Below are 21,363 nucleotides of genomic sequence, written 5' to 3'. Positions count from 1 at the left end.
TTCAGCCGTCGACGACGCGAGGTTCCGGGAGCGGGACGATGAACCGCCCCCGGAACCCGTCGGCGCGCAGCAGGGAAATCAGCTCGTCGGCGATGTGCCACGACAGCAGCAGCGCGTACTCCGGCTGGTCGGGGCCGCACAAGCGATCCTGCGCCACCACGGGGAGGTGCGCGCCGGGGGAGAGCCGGCCGATCTTGCGCGGGTTGACCTCCGAAACGAACTCGAGGTCGGCCGGGCCCAGCCCGCAGTAGGTCAGCAACGTCGTCGCCCGCGCCGGAGACGTCGCGGCCGCGACGCGCGAACCGTCCCGCGTCACCTCGGCCAGCAGGCCACGCAGGCGGTCGCGGTGGTCGGCCACGCGCGCGGCGAACTTCCGGTAGACCGCTTCTTCGTTCAGCCGCAGGGGTTTCTCGAACTCCCGCAACGCGGCCACCGAGCTGTCCACTGCGTACTTGCCCGCGAAGCCGGCGTGGACGCGGAGCGATCCGCCGCGCGTGGGAATCCGCTCGACGCGGAAGACCTCGAGCCCGTGCGGGGCGAACGCCGCTTCGAGCGCCGTCAGCGAGTAGTACCGCGGGTGCTCGTGGTAGAAGAAGTCGTACTGCAGCGTCTCGAGGAGATCCGGCAGGTAGTGCGACTCCGAGACGAACAGTCCGTCCTCGCGCAGGATCGCGCGCACCCCGCTCAGGAAGTCGGCCGGGTCCCCGACGTAGGCCAGCGTGTTCACCGCGGCGACGATGTCCACAGGGGACAGTCGCCGGGCGGTCCCGGCGCCGAAGAACTCCCGGATGACCGGAGCCGCGCCGAAGCCGTTCGGGTCGACGCCGAGCACGTCGAGCCCGCGGGCGGCCAGTTCGGTGAGCAGCACCCCGTGGTTGCTGCCGATCTCGACGACCGAGGCGCGCGGGTACGCGGTGGCGAGGTCCGCCGCCAGGTCGCGCAGGTGCCGCCGGTAGCTGCCGGTCACCCCGTCGAGGTGGTGGTAGTCGCCGGAGAACAGCACGCGTTCGCTCACCGGCGTCACGATCTGGACCAGGCCGCAGCGCGGGCAGAAAGCGACGTCGAGCGGCCACGCGGGCTCGGCCGCCGCGTCCGCGGGGAACAAGCAGGCCGGCTGCGGCCCGAGCGCGAGGAACTCACGGACCTCGACGCCCGGGCACGTACGACAAACGGTTACCGCGCACCGCCCGGCGTGAAGGCCACCGGCAGGCGCTTGATGCCGTTGATCATCGGCGACGTCAGCCGCGCCGGCTCGCCCGTCGAGTGCAGGTCCGGGAGCCGGGTCAGCAGCTCGCGGAACATCACGCCGATCTCCAGCCGGGCCAGGTGCGCGCCGAGGCAGAAGTGCGGGCCCGGGCCGCCGTAGCCGATCTGCGGGTTCGGGTCGCGGCGCACGTCGAAGCCCGCGGGGTCGGTGAAGTACTTCGGGTCCCGGTTGGCGGCCCAGTAGTACATCATCACCTTGTCGCCGGGGACGAGCAGCTGACCGGAGAGCTCGACCGGCTCGGCGTCCTCGGCGATCGTGCGCCGCTGCGCGATGACCGGCGTCGTCCAGCGGACGATCTCCTCCACCGCGGTCGGCGTCACGCCGTCGAGGTCGGCCAGCCAGGCTTCGCGCTGCTCGGGGTGCTGCGTCAGCAGGTGGATGCCCCAGGTGATCGCGTTGCGCGTGGTCTCGGTGCCGGCGCCGGTGAGCAGGATGAAGAACTGGGCCAGCTCGTTCGGCGTCAGCGACTCGCCGTTGACCTCGGCGGTCATCAGCTGCGAAATCATGTCGTCGGTGGGGTTTTCGGCGCGCTTGGCGGCCAGCTCGTGCAGCAGGTTGGTCAGCTCCTGCACGGCCTTGAACAGCGCCTCGAACGCGTCTTCGCCCTCGGGGACGTACTCCGGGTCCTGGACGCCCATCATCTTGTTCGTCTGGTCGAAGACGAACTGCTGGTTGGCCTCCGGCACGCCCATCATGTCGCAGATGATGCGCAGCGGGAGCTTCGAGGCGATGTCCTCGACCGCGTCGCACTCGCCGCGGTCGATCACCTCGTCGACGATCTGCTTGGCCACCTGGGCCACGTTGTCGTGCAGCGACTTGATCTTCTTGTTGGTGAAGCCGCGGGAAACGATGCGGCGCAACCGGGCGTGCCGGGGGTCGTCCATCGAGATCATCGACTGGTCGAGGAACTCCGCCGGCATGTCGACCGGGGTGGCGTTGCCCTTGCCGGAGATGAACGTGCCCGGGTTGCGGCTGGCGAAGAGGATGTCGTCCATCTTGGTCACCGCGTAGTAGCCGCGGCCGCGCGCCAGCGAGCCGAACTCCGGCTCCTCGAAGAACGGCAGCCCCGGCCGGGCCCGCAGCTCGTCGAACGCGGCGTGCCGGAAATCGAGGGGCTTGGCCCAGAAGCCTTCGAAATCGGAAAGGTCGATCGTGGTCATGTTTCCGGCCTCCACGCCCAAAGTACGGTGTAGGACCGACTATCGCAGAGACCGGTGCTCGAGCGCGCCTTCGAGGTTGCGCGCGAGGGCGGCACGCCGGGAGACGCCGCCACCGCACGGCGAGTTGAAGAGTGAAACCGGAATATCAGCTTCGGCTGCCTCGAGCGATCCCAAGAGCAGGAGCCGGCATGGCGCAAACTGTGGAAGTACCCCTCGAGCCCCACCACCTGGGGGCGCCGAGGAAACTCGATTCGTTGACCGGCTTGCGGTTCTACGCCGCGTTCGTCGTGTTCCTCTTCCACACGGGGATCATGATGAACCCGGCGCTGCCGACCGGGCCGATCAACCCGTTCGCCGACGTGGACGTCGCGAAGTGGTACGGCGCGATCTTCGGGACCGGCGGCTTCGTCGGCGTGTCCTTCTTCTTCGTGCTCAGCGGGTTCGTGCTGTCGTGGTCGGTGAAGCCCGGCGAGCGCGCGCGGGCGTTCATCCGCCGCCGCCTGGTGAAGGTGTTCCCGAACCACCTGGCGATGTGGGTCGCGGCGATGGTGCTGTTCGCGGCCGCGTACACCAGCTGGAAGGCGTGGCTGCCCAACCTGTTCCTGGTGCACCCGTGGTTCCCGGACTTCAGCATCGCGATGAGCGTCGACACCCCGTCGTGGTCGCTCGGCGGCGAGCTGCTGTTCTACATGCTGTTCCCGCTGATCATCCGCCCGATCCTGCGGATGGGCACCCGCCGACTGTGGCTGTGGGCGGGGATCATGGTCGCCGGGCTGTTCGCCTACCAGCTGATCGCGACGTTCGTCGTGCCGAGCGACGGCGCCAACCCGAACATCCCGATTTCGCCGCTGCAGTACTGGTTCGGCTACTTCCTGCCGGTCGGCAGGCTGTTCGAGTTCGTGCTGGGCGCCGTGCTGGCCCGGATCGTGCTCGCCGGCAAGTGGATCGGCATCAAGCCGGCCGTGTCGGTCGTGTTCATGGTCGTCGGGTACGTCGCTTCGATGTTCGTGCCGTTCCAGTTCTCGCTGAACTTCGCGACGCTGATCCCGATCGCGGTGATGGTGGCGTCGTTCGCCAACGCGGACCTGCACGGCACGCGCACGCGGCTGCGCGGCCCGATCGCCGTCTGGCTCGGCAACGTGTCCTTCGGGTTCTACCTGTCCCAGGGCGTGACGATCTTCTACCTGCGGTCCCTGATGGGCAACGCCGTGCTGAGCACGCCGCTCGCCATCCTCACGCTGATCGGCCTGTTCGTCGTGACGCTGTTCGTCGGCTGGCTGCTCTACCGGTTCGTGGAGACGCCGATGATGCGCCGGTTCAGCCGGGCCCGTCCGGCGCGGATCCCCGCACCCCGCGCGAGCTAGCGCTTTCCCGAGCGGCCCCGTCACCCCCGTGGTGGCGGGGCCGCTTTCGTGCCGCCGTGTCCCGGCCGCTGTCCGTGCGGACGCGGGAAAGCCACCGGCCCCGCCCCTCCGGAGAGGGACGGGGCCGGTGGCTGCCCGTACGGCGGGTGCGGCCTCAGCGCTCGAGGATCCGCGGCTCCGGCAGCGGCTCGATGAGCGTGCCCCGGAAGCCTTCGTTGCGCAGGTTGGTGATGACCTCGTCGGCGATGTGCCACGACATCAGCAGCGCGTACTCCGGCTGGTTGTCCCCGGCCAGCTCCTGCTGGCTGATGATGGGGATGTGCGTGCCGGGGAACAGCTTGCCGATCTTGCGCGGGCTGATCTCGGAGACGACGTCGATGTCGTCCGGGCCGAGGCCGCAGTAGTTCAGCATCGTGACCGCGCGGCCCGGCGCGGACGCCGCCGCGACGCGCGCGCCGGTGTTCTTCAGGAACCGGACCAGCTCGTTGAGCTTCTCGCGGTGCTGTTCGACGCGCTCGGCGAACTGCGTGTAGATCATCGAGTCGCGCAGCTTGAGGGAGTCCTCGAGCTCGCGCAGTTCGACGACCGACTGGTCGACCTCGTGCTCGCCGACGAAGCCGGCGTAGACCCGGATCGACCCGCCGTGGGTCGGGATCCGCTCGATCTTGACCGTCTCCAGGCCGTGCCGGCGGAACGCCTCGTCCAGCGCGGTCACCGAGTAGTACCGGGAGTGCTCGTGGTAGGCGAAGTCGTACTGGAGGGTCTCCAGCAGGTCCACCAGGTAGTGCGACTCGGTGACGAACAGACCGTCGTCCTTGAGGAGCGCGGTCACGCCGTCCAGCACGTCGTGCAGGTTGGTGACGTGCGCGAACACGTTGAGCGCGACGACGAGGTCGGTCTTGCCGCGGGTGGCGGCGAGGTCGGCCCCGACGGTCGAGCTGAAGTAGTCCTTGACCACCTGGGAACCGGCGGCGGTCACCTGGCCGACCGGGTCGACGCCGAGGACGTCGAACGAGCGCGCGGCCAGCTTGTCCAGCAGGCTGCCGTCGTTGCTGCCGAACTCGACGACGGACCGGCCGTCGGTCGAGTCGAACAGGCCCGCGAGCGTGTCGGCGAGCCCCTGCAGGTGCTCGTGGTAGCCGGCGGTGAGGCCGGCGAGGTGGTGGTAGTCGCCCGAGAACAGGATGCGCTCGCTGACCGACTCCAAGACCTGCACCAGGCTGCACTGTTCGCAGAAACCCAGTTCGAGTGGCCAGAGGCGTTCGTTCTCCGCTTCTTCCCGGTTCGCCGGGAAATGGAACGAAGGCTGCTGGCCGAGTGAGAGGAACTTGCGGACCTCCACGTCCCCACACGTCTGGCAGAGCGTTTTACTCACGACCTACTCCTTCGGGCTAGCCGTACGGTGCTCCGGTGGACAAACGTACGGCGGCCGCTTCCGCGCAGGCGTCTCCGCGATTGCGCGCTAGCGCCCGAGAATGCCGTACCGCGCCTCGGTGTCCGTTTTCTGCGGTTTCCACCACCATTCGTTTTCGCGGTACCAATCGAGGGTCGCGGCCAGTCCGGCGCGGAAATCCGCGTACCGCGGCCGCCACCCGAGTTCGGTGCGCACCTTGGTGGAATCGTTGGAATAGCGCAGGTCGTGGCCGGGCCGGTCCTCGACGTGGTCGTAGGCGTCCGTGGGCAGCCCGGAAAGCTCGAGGATCAGTTCCACGATTTCCTTGTTGCTGCGCTCGTCCCCGGAACCGATGAGGTAGGTGTGGCCGGTGCGGCCGCCGTCGATGATCCGGTGCACGGCGTCGTTGTGGTCGGCGACGTGCGTCCATTCCCGGACGTTGGCGCCGGCGCCGTACAGCTTCGGGCGGGCGCCGGTGAGCAGGTTGGTCACCTGGCGCGGGATCAGCTTCTCGACGTGCTGGTACGGGCCGTAGTTGTTGGCGCAGTTGGAAAGCGTGGCCTCGACGCCGTAGGAGCGGACCCACGCGCGGACGAGCATGTCCGAGCTCGCCTTGCTCGCCGAGTACGGGCTAGACGGGTCGTAGGCGGTTTCCTCGGTGAACTGCTCGACCGCGTCGAGCGCCAGGTCGCCGAACACCTCGTCGGTGGAGATGTGGTGCAGCCGCCGCCCGTGCTTGCGGACCGCTTCCAGAATGGTGAACGTGCCCATGATGTTCGTCCGGACGAACGGCGACGGATCGTGCAGGGAATTGTCCACATGGGATTCGGCGGCGAAGTGGACGACGGTGTCGGACCCGGCCACCAGCCGGTCGACGAGCCCCGCGTCGCAGATGTCGCCGTGCACGAACCGGATCCGGTCGGCGACCGGCCCGAGGCTGTCGCGGTTGCCCGCGTAGGTGAGCGCGTCCAGCACGGTCACTTCCGCGTCCGGCCGCCGTTCGATCGTGTCCTGCACGAAGTTCGCGCCGATGAACCCCGCTCCGCCCGTGACCAGCATCCGCATGCGGGCACGGTGCCACGGCGCGGACCGCCGGCGCGTCTCTTCCCTTGCGCGTCAGGCCGCCGGCCGGTCGCGGTCGAGCAGTTCCATCACGACGTCCACTTCGGACCGGTCGAGCGCGCTCATGTACCGGCGGAGCCGGACCCGTTCGGCGCCGGAGGGCCGCACCCGTTCGCTGCGCGCGCCGGGCAGGTGCCGCTTCATCGTCGACCGCGCCCGCTGCAGCGCGCTGTTGGCCGAGGCGACGCTGATCGCGAGCACGTCCGCGCACTCCTTGGCCGACCACCCGAGCACGTCGCGCAGCACGAGCACCGCGCGCTGCTTGGGCGGCAGGTGCTGCAGTGCGGTGAGGAACGCCAGCTCGAGCACCTCCCTGGCGAGCACGGCGGCGTCCGCACCCGGCGTGCTCGGCTCGGGGCCGCCGGCATCGAGCTCGTCGGCGTCCGGCTGCCGGGCGAGGTGGTCGAGGCAGCAGTTGGTGGCGATCCGGTACAGCCAGGCCCGGAAGGTCGAGCGGCCGGCGTACTGCTCGCGCTTGTGCCACGCGCGGAGGAAGGTCTCCTGCACCATGTCCTCGGCCTCGTCGTAGGACCCGAGCAACCGGTGGCAGTGGACGCGCAGCTCGTGCCGGTGCCGTTCGAGCAGCCTCCCGAACGCCCGCTCGTCGCTCACGGCGACGGCGCTGGTCCGGCCCGGTCTGTCGTCCACTCGTCGTACTCCCCTCGCATCCCCGGGTCCAGGCTCGCAGCGCGGTGGGCAGCGCCCTACTCCTCGGTTGCGGTCCGCGTTCGCGCGCGGGAGGGGACCGGGCGCGGCGGTTCTTCTCCCAGGGTGCGGTCCGCGGTCCCGGCCGTCGCGGTCAGTTCGCACCCGGGCACGTGCGGTGAAGGCCCGTTCCGGCCCGTTGATCAGCGGCGGGTGCCCTTCGGCCCGCCGGCACGTCTCCCGTAGTGCCCTTTGCCGCTCGGCAACGCGGGAGATGTGCCGGTCGATCAGCTCCCGCACGATGAGGTGGTTGACGCCGATGGCCGGGAGGAAGTCGTGTCACCAGGATTGGGAGCCGCCGCCGGGACGCCGCCGGCCGACACGGCGAGCCGGGCCGAGCTGTCCGCGCGGCGGCGTGGGATGTTGGCGTTGTTCACCACCGCCACCCTGATGAACGCCGCCATGGCCGCCGTCGCGCCGACGAGCACCATCTGGGCCGAACCGTACGTCGGTGTCATGTGGAGCGCGTTCCCGCAGACGTTGACCATCCTCGGCACCGGTCTCGGGGCACTGCTGCTCGTGCGGGCCACGTCGTGGCTGGGCTGGCGGGCGAGCCTGATGGTCGCCTTCGCCGTCGGGACGCTCGGGGGCCTGATCTGCTTCACCGCGACGCTGATCGAGAGCATTCCCCTGCTGGACGCGGGGATGTTCGTGCTCGGCCTCGGCGTCGGCGGTTCGATCGTCTCGCGGTACGCGGCCGCTGAGCTCTACCCGAAGCACCGCAGCGGGTACGCGCTCGGGCTGGTCGTCGCCGCCGGTGCGGTGGGCTCGGTCGGCGGCCCGCTGCTGCTGGCCCCGATGAGCTCGCTGATGGGGAAGTTCGGCCTGCCGGAGCTGTCCGGGCCGTTCCTGCTCGCCGCGGTGGTCAGCGCGGTGGCCGGGCTCGGCGGCATCACGCTGCCGCGGCACAAGGCCCCGCGCGGGGAAGGCTCGCAGCTGGCCGTGCTCGGCTCGGTGTTCCGCTCGAGCTCGGCGCGGATGCTGCTGCTGGTCATGATCGTCAGCCAGCTCATCATGGTCGGGATCATGACCGCGGCCCCGATGGACATCATCCTCAAGGACGGCACCCTGGTCGTCGTGGGCGCCGCGCTCGCCGCGCACGCCGGCGGCATGTTCGTCTTCGCCCCGCTCACCGGCTGGATGATCGACCGGGTCGGCGCGCGCAAGGTGATGTTCGCCGGCCTGGCGGTGCTCGTGCTCGCCGCCGCGATCGGCGCGGGCTCCACGATGTCGCACACGGTGCTCGGCTCGATCTCGCTGTTCCTGCTCGGCTACGGCTGGAACCTCGGGTTCATGGCGGGCAGCCGCACGCTCGCGACGACGCTGTCCTCGAACGGCCAGGGCCAGGTCGTCGGCGCGGTCGACGCCGTCGTCTGGTGCGTCTCGGCGACCGGCACCATCGGCGGCACTGCCTTGCTCGGCGCCGGCGGGTACTCGATCATGGCCGAGATCATGGGGATCCTGCCGATCGTCGCCTTCCTGCTGCTGCTCCGCAGCCGCCCGGTCGCGGCGGTTTCGCCGGCCGCCGCCCCCACGGGCGAGGCCGGGACCCCCGAACGCGCCGACGAAGCTGCCTGACCGCGAGGAAGGACGACCCTGGTGCGCTGGAACGCGCTGGAGCGGCGGCTGGCGGGTGAGCTCCTCACCCCGGCTTCGGCCGGTTACGACGAGGCCCGCCGCTCCGAAATGGCCCGGTACGACAGCGTCCGCCCGGCCGTGGTGGTCCGCTGCACCACCGACGCCGACGTGGCGGTGGTACTGGCCGCGGCCCGCGAAACCGGGCTGCCGCTGGCCATCCGCGGCGGCGGCCACGACTTCGCCGGGCATTCGTCCACCGCGGGGATCCTGCTGGACACCCGCCCGATGGCGACGGCGTCGGTCGAAGGCGGCCGGCTCGTCGTCGGTGCGGGCGCCCGGCTCGCCGACGCCTACGACGCCCTGGCGCCGCACGGCCGGACGATCCCGGCCGGCTGCGGCCCGACGGTCGGCCTCGCCGGGCACGCGCTCGCCGGCGGCATGGGCATCCTCGGCCGCCGGCACGGGTTCGCGGCCGACCGCCTGCGCGCGGCCACCGTGGTCCTCGCGGACGGCCGGGTCGTGGCCTGTTCCGAGCAGCGGGAGCCGGACCTGTTCTGGGCGCTGCGCGGGGCGGGCACCGGCAACTTCGGCGTCGTGACGCGGCTGGTCTTCGACCCCGTGCCCGCGCCGGAGGCCACCAGCTTCCACCTCACGTGGGGCCGCGAGCACGCCCCGGCGCTGGTGCTCGCCTGGCAGGAGTGGCTCGTCGGCGCGCCGCGCGAAGTGGCCCCGAGCCTGATGGTGACGGCGTCGGCGAACCCGGCCGACGAGCCCGTCACGCACCTGTTCGGCACGCTGACCGGCGGTGCGGAATCGGTGACGGAGTTCGTGCGCTCGCTGCCCGCGCCGGTCACCGACACCCGCGTCACGCTGCCCTACCGCGAAACCAAGGCCTACCTCGCGGAGAACGGGCCGGGCGACGACCACCCGGGCGCGCACCTCTACAGCCGGGCGGAGTTCATCGGTACGCCGCTGCCCGCCGACGTCGTCGAAGCGCTGCTGGCCGAGTTCGACGACGGGCGCAAGGCGGGGGAGGGCCGCTCCCTGGAGCTGCTGCCTTCGGGCGGCGCGTACAACGACGTCGACCCCGCCGCGACGGCCTTCCCGCACCGGGACGCGCAGTACCTGCTCAAGCACGCCGCCGACATCGACGCCGACCTCGAGCCGGCCGACACGCGCAAGTGGCTGAACCGCTCGTGGGACCTGACGCGCCCGTGGGGCACCGGCGGCGCCTACCCGGGCTTCCCGGACCCCGACCTCGAGGACGCCCCCTCGGCCTACTACGGCGCCAACCTCGCCCGGCTGCGGGCGGTCAAGGCGCACTACGACCCGGACGGACTGTTCCGGTTCGCCCAGTCCGTGCCGCTCGCGTAGCGGGACGGCCAGGAAGGAGAGGAACCATGACCGAGCCCACGCCCGCGCCGCACGTCTGCGCGGGGACACTGTTCACCCGCGGCGACACGGTGCTGCTGCTCCACCGCTCGATCTACGAGAACGGCTGGGACATCCCGGGCGCGCTGGTGGGGCACGGCGAATCGCCGGCCGCGGCCGCGCGGCGCCAGCTGGGCGAGGACCTCGGCCTGGACCGGGAGCCGCGGGGCCTGGTCGTCGTCGACTGGGTGCCGGGCGACGACGGCGACGAGTTCCTCTACGTCTTCGACGGCGGCGAACTCGCCGACGACGACATCCGGCTCACGCTCGGCCGCAACGGCCTGGACCGCTCGGAGTGGGTCCCGGTGGACCGGCTCGCCGAGTACCTGCCGCCGGAGCTGGCGGCGCGGTTCACCGTCGCGCACGGCACGACGAAAACGCTCTCCCTGGAGCGCGGGAAGCCGGCCGGCAACGGCTGAAAGTCCGCTCACCAGAAGAAGAGCCCGGCCGCGGCCGGGCTCTTCCCATGCCCTGACCAGGAAAGTCACGATCGGCAGGGGATTTTTCGCCTGGCACCGATGAGTTCTGCACCCGCCGGCCGTCACATAAGCAGGCAACAACCACTGGGTGGAGACGAAAACGAGGTGCGGTCATGACGATCGAGCAGGCGAGCGCGACGCTGGTGCCGGCGGCGCGATCGCGGCTGCATCAGGCGTTCTCGGCGCTGTCGGAGCCTGAACTGCGGTCGCGGCCAGGGGCCAAGTGGCAGGTCGTGCGCCCGGACGTGGTGCCGGCGTGGGTGGCGGACATGGATTTCCCGGTCGCGGAGCCGATCCGGGAGTCCCTCCACGACCTGATTTCGGCGGGCGACTTCGGCTACCCGGACTGGCCGACGGGCGCGCGGACCGTGCGCGAAGCCTTCGTCGACCGGATGGCCGACCGCTACGGCTGGTTCGTGAACCCGGGTGACGTGCGCGAGTTCACGAACGTCGCGCAGGCCGTGCGCGTGGTGCTGGAAGCGTCGACGCGCCCGGGCGACGGGATCGCCATCCACACCCCGGCGTTCGGCCCGCTCACGAAGATGATCACCAGCCTGGGCCGCCGGGTCGTGCCGATCCCGATGGAGGACACCGAAGCAGGCTGGCGGTTCGACGCCGGGCAGCTGGACGCGGTGCTGGCCGGGGCCAAGCTGCTCCTGCTGGTGAGCCCGCACAACCCGACCGGGCGCGTGTTCACCCGCGCGGAACTGACCGCGCTCGCCGCCGCCGTCGAGCGGAACGACATGCTGGTCGTCTCCGACGAGCTGCACGCCGACCTGACGTTCGCGCCGCACCGGCACATCCCGTTCGCTTCGCTGAGCACGGAAATGGGCGCGCGCACGGTGACCGTGTACGGCGCCAGCAAGGCCTTCAACCTGGCCGGGCTGCGCTGCGCGGTGGCGCACCTCGGGCCCAAGTGGATGCGCGCGGTGGTCGACGTCCAGGCGGCCCTGCTCGGCTCGGTCAACATCTTCGGCGCGGCCGCGACGGTGGCCGCGTGGACCCGGGGCGACGAGTGGCTCGACGCGACGGTCTCCTACCTCGACCGCAGCCGGTACATGGTCGCCGAGACGATGCGGACCGAGCTGCCGATGGTGCGCTACCACCTGCCGGAGGCGACTTACCTGGCGTGGCTGGACTTCCGGGCGTTCGGCTGGTCGGACCCGACGTCGGTGGTGCGCGAGACCGCCGGCATCGAGCTGAGCCCGGGCGAGTCGTTCGGCCGCGGCGGGCAGGGGTTCGCGCGGCTGAACTTCGCGACTTCTTGGCCGTTGCTCTGCGACCTGAAAGGCCGGGTGGCGGCCAGCGTTCCGTTGCTATCGTCCGTGGCATGAGTGCTCCGGAGCCGCTGCTGATCGAGGTGAGCAGGCTCCTGCGCGGCCCGCTCGGCGAATGCGTCCCGGACGCCGCCGTCCTGGTGGTGGACGGGAAGATCGCCGCGGCGGGCCCGCGCGGGTCCGTACCGGCGCCGGACTCCGCGCGGCGCCTGGCGTTCCCGGGCGCGACGCTGGTGCCCGGCCTGATCGACGGGCACGTGCACCTGGCGATGGACGGGGGTAGCGACCCGGTGGCGGCGCTGCTCGCCGCGGGCCCCGGCGAAGTCGAGGCCGGGATGGCGGCGCGGGCCGCGCGGCTCGTCGCCTCCGGCGTGACGACGGTCCGCGACCTCGGCGACCGGCCGCCGCGGATCACCGGGCTCCGGCGGGAGATCGACGCCGGCACCCGGCCGGGCCCCCGCATCCTGGCCGCGCTGGCCCCGCTGACCCCGCCGGGCGGGCACTGCTGGTTCTTCGGCGGCGAGGTGACCGGCGAAGCGGCGATGCGAGACCTGGTCCGCGCCAACGCCGAAGCGGGCGCGGACGTCATCAAGGTGATGGCCAGCGGCGGCAGCCTCACGCCCGGCGGCGCGGCGATGTGGGAGTCCCAGTTCACCCCGGCCGAGATGAAGGCGGTCGTCGCGGAGGCGCACGCGCTCGGCCTGCCCGTGGCGGCGCACGCGCACGGCACGGAGTCCATCGAGTTCGCGGTCGACGCGGGCGCGGACACGATCGAGCACTGCTACTGGCTGGCCGGCGACGCGCAGTGGCACCGCCGCGAGGACATCGCGCGCCGGATGGCTTCCGCCGGCATCGCGGCGTGCTGCACGGCCGGCCCGCGAGACTGGCTGGTGCAGCGGGAAAAACTCGGCGAGGCGGCGGCCCGTCCGCTGTTCGACCGGATCGCGTGGCTCGACGCGCTGGGCGTGCCGATCCTGCCCGGCTCCGACGGCGGCGTGCGGAACGCGGTGTTCGGCGAGTACGCCGGGCTGCTGGGGATGTACGAGTGGCTGGGGTTCAGCCCGGAGCGGGTCCTGGAACTGGCCACGTCCGGCGCGGCGGACATCCTGGGGTTGTCTTCGGTGACCGGCCGCGTGCGCCCCGGACTGGACGCGGACCTGCTCGTGGTCGGCGGCGATCCGCGCACCTCGACGTCCGTGCTGGCCGACGTGCGCTTGGTGGTCGCCCGCGGCCGCGTGGTGCGCTGAAGGGGACTTTCCCCGCAGCCGATGCCGGGAAAGTCCCCTTCAGCACGCCGTTCAGGAGAAGTCGGGCTCCGAAATCCGGGCCCGCTTGATCTCCGAAACGTGCTCGAAGCCCGCCAGCGTCGCCAGCGCGTCGAACAGCCGTCCCGCGTCTTCGCCGCGCGCGATCTTCGAGACCACCGGGCCGAAGAACGCCGCCCCGTCGATCCGGATGATCGGCGTGCCGATCTCGATGCCGACCGCGTCCATCGCCTCGCGCGTGCTCGCGCGGACCTGGTCGTCGGCGGCATCCGTCGTGGCGACCTCGTTCAGCTCCGCCGGCAGGCCCAGCTCGTCCAGCGCCGCCGAGATCACCGCCGGGAAGTCCTTGTTGCCTTCCTCGTGGATCCGCTTGCCCAGCGCGGTGTAGAGGTCGCGCAGGACCTTCGGGCCGAGCTGGTCGGCGGCCGCCGTCGCCACGCGGACCGGGCCCCAGGCTGCCTGCATCCGCTTGAGGTACGCCTCCGGGTCGTCGAGGTACTGCTCCGGGATCTCGCGGTCGGCGTTGACCACCGAAACGCTCATCACCCGGAACCGCAGGTCGATCTCCCGGACCTGCTCGACCTCCAGCAGCCACCGCGACACGACCCAGGACCACGGGTCCATCGGGTCGAACCACTGTTCCACGGTGTTCATCCTTACCCCTTCCGCACTTCGATGCCGGCGAACAGGTCGTCCTCCGGCCCAGAGCCGCCCACCCGGGAACGGGCGAGCTCGAAATCTTCGGTCGGCCACAGCTGCCGCTGGAGCTCCAGCGGGACGGCGAACCAGTGGCTGTCCGGGTCGATCTGGGTGGCGTGCGCGAGCAGCGCGGCGTCCCGCTGCGGGAAGTGCTCCGCGCACGGCACCCTGGTCGTGATCCGGGCGTAAACGTCCGGCTTGGTGTCCCACTCCTTCAGCCACTCGTGGTACGGCGACTCCAGGCCTGCTTCGAGCAGCGCCTCGTGGAACATCGCCATCTTCTTGCCGCACCACTCGTGGACGTAGTAGAGCTTCAGCGGCTGCCAGTCCGGGTCGTCGCCGGCCGCCTCGAACGCCGCGACCGCGACCTCGTGCGCCCGGATGTGGTCCGGGTGCGGGTAGCCGCCGTTCTCGTCGTAGGTGATCACGACGTGCGGCCGGAACTCCCGCATCTCGACGAGCAGCCGTTCGGCGCACGTTTCCAGCGGCAGGCTGGCGAACCGGCCCGGCGGGACCGGGGTGCCGTCCGGCCAGCCGGAGTCGGCGAAGCCGAGCCACCGCTGCTCGACGCCGAGCACCTCGATCGCGCGGGCGATCTCGCCGCGGCGGACCGCGGTCAGGTCGGCGCGCACTTCCGGCGTGTCCATGGCCGGGTTGAGGATGCTGCCCTCTTCGCCGCCGGTGCAGGTGACGACCAGGACTTCGTGGCCCTCGTCGACGTACCGCGCGAGCGTCGCCGCGGCCTTGCTCGATTCGTCGTCCGGGTGCGCGTGCACCGCCATCAGCCTCATCGTGCCCTCCGCACCAGGGTCGCCCCGCCGTCGACGTCCAGGCCCTGCCCCGTGATGTGCTTCGCGGCGGGCGAGCAGAGGAACGCCACGACGTCGGCGACGTCGTCGGCGGTCTGTTCCCGGCCGAGCGGGACGCGGTCGGCGACGACCTCGTCGAACTCGGCGCGGCTGACGTCCTGCCACTGCTTGCTCCAGACGAACCCGGGCCGGACGGTGTTCACCCGCACCCCGGCCGGCGCCAGCGCGACGGCGAGCGAGGTGCTCCAGTGCTCGAGCGCGGCCTTCGCGGCGCCGTACGCGGGGGAGACGACCCACGGCATGTTCGCCGCGATCGAGCTGACGTTGCAGATCGCCGAGCCGCGGCCGAACCGCTCGCGCAGGGCGCGCGTCACGCGGTAGGCCGTGGTGAGGTTGAGCGCGAAGATGTCGTCGAACACCGCTTCCGGCGGCCACGCCGGGTCGTCGACGGGTTCGAGGTGCGGGCGCCGTTCGCCGCCGAGCACGTTGACGAGCACGGTGAGCTCGCCGGGCAGCGCGGCCGCCAGTCTGTCCACTTCGGACGCTTCACGCAGGTCGCAGACGAAACCCTTGGCACCGGCGGGAACCACCGGCTCGACCACGTCGACCGCCACGACTTCGTCGACCACGCCGGCGTCGAGCAGCCGCTCGGCCACGGCCGACCCGATCCGCCCGCCCGCGGCGGTGACCACTCCGGTTCTCATCGAGACGCCCCTTCCGGGATGCGGGCCGCCACCGCGCGGTAGTCCGCGACCAGGCGGTCCATCGGGTAGGTGGCCGCCGCCGCGGCCGCCGCGGCCGCGCCGATGCGCTCGCGGTCCCGCAGGCAGGAGAGCAGCCCGCACACGGCATCCGTGACGGCCGCGGTGTCCGCCGGATCGACCAGCAGCCCGGTCCGGCCGTGCTCGATCTGGGCACACAGCCCGCCGACGCGCCCCGCGACGACCGGCCGTCCCTTGGCCATCGCTTCGGTGACGGTGAGCCCGAAGCCTTCCGCGAGGCTCTTCTGCACGACGACGTCGGCCCGCCGTTGCAAGGCGTTGATCAGCAGGGCGGCTCGTTCGGGGTGCTGCTGTGAGGTGCGCAGGAGGTGCACCCGGCGCCGCAGCGACGCGGGCAGTGCGGCCCTGAGCCGCCGCACTTCGGCGAGCACGGCGAGGCCTTCGGGGTCGTCCGGGATCTCTTCGGGGTCGTTGCCCGCCAGCACGAGGTGGACGTCCCCGGGCAGGCCGGGCAGGAGGCGGAGAACGCCGGGCATGTCCTTGAGCGGGTCCCACCGGGAGACCTGCAGCACCATCCGAGCCCCTACGGGCATGGGCGCATCCTGCTCGACGACGGCGAGCGCCCCGGCGGCCTCCGCCGTCAGCCCGGCCTCCGCCAGCAGCGCACCCGTCTCCGCCGCGCACATCGGCCGGTTCTTCGCCGCCTTCGGGTCGAACGCCGGCGCGCACACCGCCACCGGACGTCCCGGCGGGGCGTACTCCGCCAGCGCCGTCACCACGACGTCCACAGAGGACAGTTCACCCGCGAAAGCCCGCCACACCACCTCGGGCCCCGCCGCACCCGCGGCGTCGGTCCCGATGTGGCAGTGCCACACCACCCGCGCGCCCACCGCCGCCAGCGCCGGGGCCAGGCCCAGCACCTGCGGGTCGTGCAGCACCACGGTGTCGCCCGGCCCCACCCGCGCGGCCAGCCACTCCGCCTGCGGGGCCAGCACCGCCCGGTAGTGGTCCAGGCCGGCCGCCGGGATCCGCGGCGCACCGCGGTCGTGCAGCAAGTGGTGCAGGGACTTGGTGAACGCGAAGAACCCGTCGTCCCCGGCGATCACCGCCCACCCCGCGTCGACGCCGGCGGCGAGCTGCGCCGGTACCAGGCCGTGCAGCAGCTCGGCGACACCGCCGCCGGTCGCGGTCGCGTTGACGTGCACCAGCCGCGGCCCCGGGCCCGGCTCACGCACCCACGCGGGCTTCACCACGTCCGCCCTTCGGCCACCGCGTCCGGCACCATCGACCGGAGCACGCCGAGGCCGCGCTCGATGCTGCGTTCGCGGGGGAGCAGCGTGTCCTCGTGCTCGAGGTACAGCACGCCGTCGAAACCTTCGTCCTGCAGCGTCGCCACGATTTCCGCCCAGGGCAGCTCGCCGAGGCCGAGCGCACGGAACCGGATCGGCGGCTGCGGTCCGTAGCGGCCCCAGCCGGGGCCGGACGGCAGGCCGCGCCCGGACCAGCGCTGCAGGTCTTTCGCGTGCACCGAGCCCATCCGCGTTTCCCAGCCGCGCACCGCGTCGACCGGGTCGTGGCCGGTCGCGGCGAGGTTCGCCGGGTCGACGCACAGCCCGAGCACGTCGGCCCAGTCTTCGGTCATCGAGAACAGCAGTTCCGCGCTCGCGCGGTCGTAGACGACCTGCTTCGGGTGCGGCTCCACCAGCAGCCGGACGCCGGCCTCGCGCGCGGCCCGCACCAGCGGCTCGGCGGCCGTGCGGAACGCGGCGATGTTGTCGGCCCAGCTCACGTCGCTGTGCCACCACGACAGCCAGCGCCCGAAGTCGGGGCAGCCGGGCAGCAGCCGGACGTCCGGCGCGCCGAGCCGCTCGGCCAGGCGGATCGCGCCGAGGGCGCAGGTGAGCGCGTGGGCGCGCTTGGCCGCCGCGTCGCCGCGGTGCACCGGGTCGGTGTGCCGGTCGTGCGGGCCGAGCAGCAGCTGCGCGTCGCGGCTGTTGCTGACGCAGCCGATCTGCTGCCCGCGCAGCACCTCCGCCACCTCGTCGCGGTAGGTCGCGTCGTCCGCGCACCGGACCGCGTCGATCAGCCCGAACGTCGTGTCGGTCGGCACGTCCAGCCACAGCGGGCCGAACTTCTCCGCGTGCCGCAACGCGGTGGCCAGGTCGAGGTCACCGAACGCCGCCAAGCACAGTCCCAGCTTCATGTCGCCTCCTCGGGGGCAGCGCCGCGGCGTAGGCGTCGAGCCCGCCGGGCAGCGCCGGTTCGCCGGAGCCGGCGAACCGGTCGAGCGCGGTCAGCACGACCGAGGCCGTGTCGGTCACGAGGTCGGCGCTGCCGGCGCCGACCGGTCCGGTCAGGTGGTGGGCGAACTGCTCGTACAGCTCGGGGCACCCGGTGAACACCCCGCCCGCCGCGGCGACGGCGAACCCGTCCGGCAGGCCGAGCGCGTCGCGGACCGCGTACACGCCTTCGGCCAGATCGCCGACGGCCTGGTCGATCACGCCGAGCGCGACGTCGTCGCCGGCCAGCCAGGTCCTGCAGATCACCGGTGCGAGCGCGGCCAGGCCCTGCTTGGGGAACGGCTGCGCGGCCAGCCGGCGCGCGAGGCCGGCGACGGTCGTCCCCGCGTACTCGCTCAGCGCGTCGACGAGCTGCGTCTCCGGGCCGCGGCCGTCGGTGGCGCGGACGGCGGCCCGCAGCCCGCGCAGGCCGATGTCGACGGCGCCGCCCTCGTCGCTGCCGAGGTACTCGCAGCCGCCCGCGTTGGCCACGCGCTTCCCGTCGGTCCCGAAGAAGCCGGAGCCGGTGCCGCACACGGCGACCACGCCGACGCCGGAGAGCGCCGGAACGCCCCACAGCAGCGGCAGCACGTCGTTGGAGACGACCAGCCCGGCGTCCAGGCCCACGGCGTCGGCGGCGGCGCGGGCCCGCTCGAGCTCCGGGCCGATCCCGCCGGGCCCGGCCGCGGCGCTGGCCAGCCAGCCGACCGACGGCCCGGTCCCGAGCACGGCGCCGATCTCGGCGAACGCCTCGCGCAGGGTGCGGCCGGCGGCGTCGCCGGTGGCGTGCGGGTTGATCGACGGCAGCTCGAACGTCCGCCGCGGGCCGCCGTCTCCGGGCACCACCAGAGCCCGGGTCCGGCTGCCGCCGGCGTCGATCGCGAACCGGCCGACCATCAGACCGCGACCACGGGGCCGGTCCGCAGCATCTGCCGCAGCCCGTCCGCCGGCGTCATCGGCGTCCAGCCGGCCAGCCCGGGCAGGTGCCCGAAGTCGTCGCAGGCCAGCGAGGAGTGCCGCGGGCGCGAAGCCCACAGGGTGTCGCGGCGCAGGACCGGCCGCACCAGCGCCGGGTCGGTCCCGCTCAGGCGGTAGGCCACCGTCGCGAAGTCGAACCGGCTCAGCTCGGCCGGCCCGGCCAGGTGCGCGATGCCGGTCGGGAGCTCCGGCACGCGGCAGAGCGCGGCCAGCACCGCAGAGACGTCGTCGATGTGCACGGGCGTGAACGACTGGTCGGTCGGCGCCTCCAGCTCCTCGCCCGCGGCGGCGGCCTGCAGGCAGCGCTGGCCGTAGGTGGCGCGGTGCGCCGGGCCGGTCCAGCCGTAGACGAGGCTGACGCGCAGGGCGAGGTTCGGGCCGGTCAGCAGTTCCTGCTCCGCCAGCGCCTTGACCCGCCCGTAGACGTTGTGCGGGCTGATCGGGTCGGCCGGGCGGTGGCCGCCGCGCGAACCGTCGAAGACGTTGTCGGTGGAGACCAGCACCGTCGGCACCCCGGACCCGGCGAGCAGCTTGGCCACGCCGTGGTGGACGGCCTCCGCGCGCTGCTCGTTCGCTTCGATCCAGGTGACGTCGCTGGGGCCGTGGGTCAGGATGACCCGCGCCGGGCGCAGCGTGTCGACGTGGGTGCGCAGGCGTTCGCGGCCCGCCGGGTCGTCGAGGTCGACGGACAGGTGCCCGGCGTGGGCGAGCGGCGTGGTCGACACGGTCGCCACGTCGTGGCCGTCCGCGCGCAGCCGGTCGGCCACCGAAGCACCGATCAGCCCGCGGCCGACGACCAGAACCGTGTGGTCAGACATGGGTTTCGCTCCTCCTCGTCAGCGCGATCGAGCCGGTGCCCACCGTGGCCGCCAGCGCGGCGAGGTCCGGCACCAGGATGTCCACATCGGACGGATCACCGAGCAGGGGCCCGTCGATGCCGATGACGCGGCAGCCGGCGGCCCGCGCGGCGAGCACGCCGGGCCGGGCGTCCTCGACGACGACGCACGACTCCGGCACGAAGCCGAGCCGCGCGGCGGCGGCGAGGTAGCCGTCGGGGGCCGGCTTGCCGCGCGGGACCTCGCCCGCGGCGATCAGGACGGCCGGGACCGGCAGCAGCACGCTGGTCAGCCGGGCGGTCGCGAGCGGCCGCGTCCCGGACGTCACCACGGCGTGCCGGGTGCCGGGCAGCGCGGCGAGGATCTCCGCCGCTCCGGGGCACGCCACGAGCTCGCTGGTGTCCGCCGCCTGGAGCAGTTCCAGTGCGGCGGCTTCACCGGCGGCGTCGAGGTGCGGCGCGACGGCCGCGATCGTCTCGGCCGACGGGCGTCCGTGGCAGGCGGCGACCACGGCGTCCGGGTCCAGCCCGTGGTCCACCGCCCAGGCGCGCCACGACCGCTCCACGGTGCTGCCGGACTCCACCAGCACGCCGTCGAGGTCGAACAGCACCGCCGCGCACGACAGCGCATCGGCCGGGGTGCTCATGCCGCCCTCGCCCCCTCGCGGGCTTCGGCCAGCGCGGTGGCGCGGGTCGCGGCCATCGCCATGGCGACCTCGTCGTCGGTGACGTCGTCGGCGATGACCGTGCAGCCGTACTCGATGGGCAGCACGAACCGGATCTTCGAGTCGCGGATCTTCCGGATCTGGCCGAGCGCCGCCGTGACGGCACCCGCCTGGACCGAGCTCGGGAGGTCCAAAGTGGACGTCGGCAGCCCGCAGCGGTTCAGCAGGCCGACCAGCCGCGCGCGGTCCTTCTCGGCGAGCATCCCGCGCCGCACCGCGATTTCGGCGGCGATCGTCATGCCGTAGGCGACGGCCTCGCCGTGCAGCACCGGGCCGTAGCCGGTCACCGTCTCGACCGCGTGGCCGACGGTGTGGCCGAAGTTCAGCGGGCGCCGCAAGTCCACTTCGTACGGGTCCAGCTGGATCAGCTCGGACTTCACGACGCTCGCCGCGCGCACGATCTGCTCCAGCGCGGGCAGGTCGCGGTTCAGCGCCAGGTCGGCGTTGTCCTCGATGAGGTCGAACAGCGGCGGCGAGCCGATCATGCCCTTCTTGATGGCCTCGGCCAGCCCGGCCGCGATCTGCCGGCGGTCCAAAGTGGACAGGTAGGCGACGTTCGAGACGACCGCCTTCGGCTGGTAGAACGCGCCGATGAGGTTCTTCGCGCTCGGGTGGTCGACGGCGACCTTGCCGCCGAGCGCCGCGTCCACCTGGCCCAGCAGCGTGGTGGGGACGTTGATGTACGGGATGCCGCGCATGTAGGCGCTGGCGACCCAGCCGATGGTGTCGATGACCACGCCGCCGCCGACCGACAGGATGATGTCGCGCCGGGCGATGGACGTGCCGGCCAGCCAGTCGAGCATGCGGACCGCGGTGTCGATCGACTTGTTGGCCTCCCCGGGTGCGAACGACGTCATCGAGACGTCGATTCCCTTGTCCCGCAACGAGGTCGCGAGTCGCTCGGCGTGCAGCGCGGAAACCGTGTCGTCGGTGATGAGCGCGACCCGGCGCCCGTCGATCTGGTTGAGGAGGAATTTCTCCGCGCAGGGTTCGGCCTTGCAGACGAACACCGAATAGGTGTCGTCCCGGCTGGCGGAGGCGGTGAACGGCTCGGTATCGTCCGCGGCGGGAATCGGTACCAGATGCGGACAACGCACGTGCTCGAGCATGGTTTGACTCCCCTTGAAGTCCTCTTGATCGCGCAACCGCACCTTGCGGACCCGCTCGGTGTCCAAATCGTGGAACCCCGTGCTCCGGCTGGTAGTTTGTAGTCACCGGGAATGGCCGGGTGGCGAGCACCGCGGGCTGCGCCGTCGCTTATCGAACTCTCGCACC

General features: G+C 72.2%; 20 protein-coding genes and 1 pseudogene. 6 read left to right on the top strand and 15 right to left on the bottom strand.

Going from position 1 to position 21,363, the window contains the following annotated elements:
- Window position 1: 1 nt before the first annotated feature.
- The 3 genes and pseudogenes from AB0B33_RS26180 to AB0B33_RS26170 form a co-directional block, all read right to left on the bottom strand.
- Complete coding sequence (locus AB0B33_RS26180; protein ID WP_360776631.1) at window positions 2-967, bottom strand: class I SAM-dependent methyltransferase; 966 nt, start codon at window positions 965-967, stop codon at window positions 2-4.
- A 39-nt stretch (window positions 968-1,006) separates the two neighbouring features.
- Window positions 1,007-1,156: pseudogene (locus AB0B33_RS26175) on the bottom strand (hypothetical protein); the annotation flags it as partial.
- A gap of 17 nt (window positions 1,157-1,173) precedes the next feature.
- Window positions 1,174-2,427, bottom strand: coding sequence for a cytochrome P450 (locus tag AB0B33_RS26170; protein ID WP_360776538.1), 1,254 nt, complete (start codon window positions 2,425-2,427; stop codon window positions 1,174-1,176).
- Window positions 2,428-2,681: 254 nt separating this feature from the next.
- Here AB0B33_RS26170 and AB0B33_RS26165 point away from each other — a divergent pair, with 254 nt between their 5' ends.
- Window positions 2,682-3,791 carry an acyltransferase gene (locus AB0B33_RS26165; RefSeq protein WP_360776536.1) on the top strand — a complete coding sequence of 370 codons (1,110 nt, stop codon included), beginning with the start codon at window positions 2,682-2,684 and terminating at the stop codon, window positions 3,789-3,791.
- 154 nt (window positions 3,792-3,945) lie between these two features.
- Here AB0B33_RS26165 and AB0B33_RS26160 read toward each other — a convergent pair whose 3' ends face one another.
- The 3 genes from AB0B33_RS26160 to AB0B33_RS26150 all read right to left on the bottom strand — a co-directional run bounded on the left by AB0B33_RS26160 (window position 3,946) and on the right by AB0B33_RS26150 (window position 6,954).
- On the bottom strand, window positions 3,946-5,166 hold the full coding sequence (locus AB0B33_RS26160) for a class I SAM-dependent methyltransferase (protein WP_247020335.1): 1,221 nt from the start codon (window positions 5,164-5,166) through the stop codon (window positions 3,946-3,948).
- A gap of 87 nt (window positions 5,167-5,253) precedes the next feature.
- Entirely contained in the window at window positions 5,254-6,249 is a 996-nt protein-coding gene (rfbB, locus tag AB0B33_RS26155) for a dTDP-glucose 4,6-dehydratase (RefSeq protein ID WP_247020337.1), read from the bottom strand.
- A gap of 51 nt (window positions 6,250-6,300) precedes the next feature.
- Window positions 6,301-6,954: a sigma-70 family RNA polymerase sigma factor gene (locus AB0B33_RS26150; protein ID WP_360776533.1), complete on the bottom strand. Its 654-nt coding sequence runs from the start codon at window positions 6,952-6,954 to the stop codon at window positions 6,301-6,303.
- A gap of 333 nt (window positions 6,955-7,287) precedes the next feature.
- On the opposite strand from AB0B33_RS26150, the gene AB0B33_RS26145 reads away from it, so the two are divergent.
- From AB0B33_RS26145 to AB0B33_RS26125, 5 genes are all read left to right on the top strand, one after another.
- Window positions 7,288-8,589 (top strand): MFS transporter, encoded by a 1,302-nt coding sequence (locus AB0B33_RS26145; protein ID WP_247020342.1) that lies wholly within the window; start codon window positions 7,288-7,290, stop codon window positions 8,587-8,589.
- 21 nt (window positions 8,590-8,610) lie between these two features.
- Window positions 8,611-9,963 (top strand): FAD-binding oxidoreductase, encoded by a 1,353-nt coding sequence (locus AB0B33_RS26140; RefSeq protein WP_360776531.1) that lies wholly within the window; start codon window positions 8,611-8,613, stop codon window positions 9,961-9,963.
- A 26-nt stretch (window positions 9,964-9,989) separates the two neighbouring features.
- The gene (locus AB0B33_RS26135) at window positions 9,990-10,439 is read left to right on the top strand and encodes an NUDIX domain-containing protein (protein WP_247020345.1); all 450 of its coding nucleotides are present in this window, start codon (window positions 9,990-9,992) and stop codon (window positions 10,437-10,439) included.
- 173 nt (window positions 10,440-10,612) lie between these two features.
- Window positions 10,613-11,833 carry an aminotransferase class I/II-fold pyridoxal phosphate-dependent enzyme gene (locus AB0B33_RS26130; RefSeq protein ID WP_360776529.1) on the top strand — a complete coding sequence of 407 codons (1,221 nt, stop codon included), beginning with the start codon at window positions 10,613-10,615 and terminating at the stop codon, window positions 11,831-11,833.
- The gene (locus AB0B33_RS26125; RefSeq protein WP_360776527.1) at window positions 11,830-13,023 is read left to right on the top strand and encodes an amidohydrolase family protein; all 1,194 of its coding nucleotides are present in this window, start codon (window positions 11,830-11,832) and stop codon (window positions 13,021-13,023) included. Before AB0B33_RS26130 ends, AB0B33_RS26125 begins: the two co-directional genes overlap by 4 nt.
- A gap of 51 nt (window positions 13,024-13,074) precedes the next feature.
- Here the strand turns inward: AB0B33_RS26125 and AB0B33_RS26120 are convergent, their stop codons facing one another.
- The 9 genes from AB0B33_RS26120 to aroB are packed head-to-tail and all read right to left on the bottom strand — an operon-like array spanning window position 13,075 to window position 21,197.
- Window positions 13,075-13,695: a DsbA family protein gene (locus tag AB0B33_RS26120; protein ID WP_360776525.1), complete on the bottom strand. Its 621-nt coding sequence runs from the start codon at window positions 13,693-13,695 to the stop codon at window positions 13,075-13,077.
- Window positions 13,696-13,697: 2 nt separating this feature from the next.
- Entirely contained in the window at window positions 13,698-14,531 is an 834-nt protein-coding gene (gene mca, locus AB0B33_RS26115; RefSeq protein WP_360776523.1) for a mycothiol conjugate amidase Mca, read from the bottom strand.
- Window positions 14,528-15,253, bottom strand: coding sequence for an SDR family oxidoreductase (locus tag AB0B33_RS26110; protein ID WP_360776521.1), 726 nt, complete (start codon window positions 15,251-15,253; stop codon window positions 14,528-14,530). Before AB0B33_RS26110 ends, mca begins: the two co-directional genes overlap by 4 nt.
- On the bottom strand, window positions 15,250-16,524 hold the full coding sequence (locus AB0B33_RS26105) for a glycosyltransferase (protein ID WP_360776519.1): 1,275 nt from the start codon (window positions 16,522-16,524) through the stop codon (window positions 15,250-15,252). The genes AB0B33_RS26110 and AB0B33_RS26105 overlap by 4 nt, the downstream gene beginning before the upstream one ends.
- The gene (locus tag AB0B33_RS26100; protein ID WP_360776517.1) at window positions 16,518-17,474 is read right to left on the bottom strand and encodes a sugar phosphate isomerase/epimerase; all 957 of its coding nucleotides are present in this window, start codon (window positions 17,472-17,474) and stop codon (window positions 16,518-16,520) included. Before AB0B33_RS26100 ends, AB0B33_RS26105 begins: the two co-directional genes overlap by 7 nt.
- Window positions 17,440-18,447: a BadF/BadG/BcrA/BcrD ATPase family protein gene (locus AB0B33_RS26095; RefSeq protein WP_360776515.1), complete on the bottom strand. Its 1,008-nt coding sequence runs from the start codon at window positions 18,445-18,447 to the stop codon at window positions 17,440-17,442. Before AB0B33_RS26095 ends, AB0B33_RS26100 begins: the two co-directional genes overlap by 35 nt.
- The gene (locus AB0B33_RS26090) at window positions 18,447-19,346 is read right to left on the bottom strand and encodes a sugar nucleotide-binding protein (protein WP_360776513.1); all 900 of its coding nucleotides are present in this window, start codon (window positions 19,344-19,346) and stop codon (window positions 18,447-18,449) included. Before AB0B33_RS26090 ends, AB0B33_RS26095 begins: the two co-directional genes overlap by 1 nt.
- The gene (locus AB0B33_RS26085) at window positions 19,339-20,010 is read right to left on the bottom strand and encodes an HAD-IA family hydrolase (RefSeq protein WP_360776511.1); all 672 of its coding nucleotides are present in this window, start codon (window positions 20,008-20,010) and stop codon (window positions 19,339-19,341) included. Before AB0B33_RS26085 ends, AB0B33_RS26090 begins: the two co-directional genes overlap by 8 nt.
- Window positions 20,007-21,197, bottom strand: coding sequence for a 3-dehydroquinate synthase (gene aroB / locus AB0B33_RS26080; protein WP_360776509.1), 1,191 nt, complete (start codon window positions 21,195-21,197; stop codon window positions 20,007-20,009). The genes AB0B33_RS26085 and aroB overlap by 4 nt, the downstream gene beginning before the upstream one ends.
- Window positions 21,198-21,363: the final 166 nt, after the last annotated feature.

This window comes from Amycolatopsis sp. NPDC049159 (genome assembly GCF_040648295.1).
Taxonomy (GTDB): Bacteria; Actinomycetota; Actinomycetes; order Mycobacteriales; family Pseudonocardiaceae; genus Amycolatopsis; species Amycolatopsis pretoriensis_A.
Note: the sequence above shows the minus strand (reverse complement) of the source record. Positions and strands in the feature narration are given on the sequence as shown.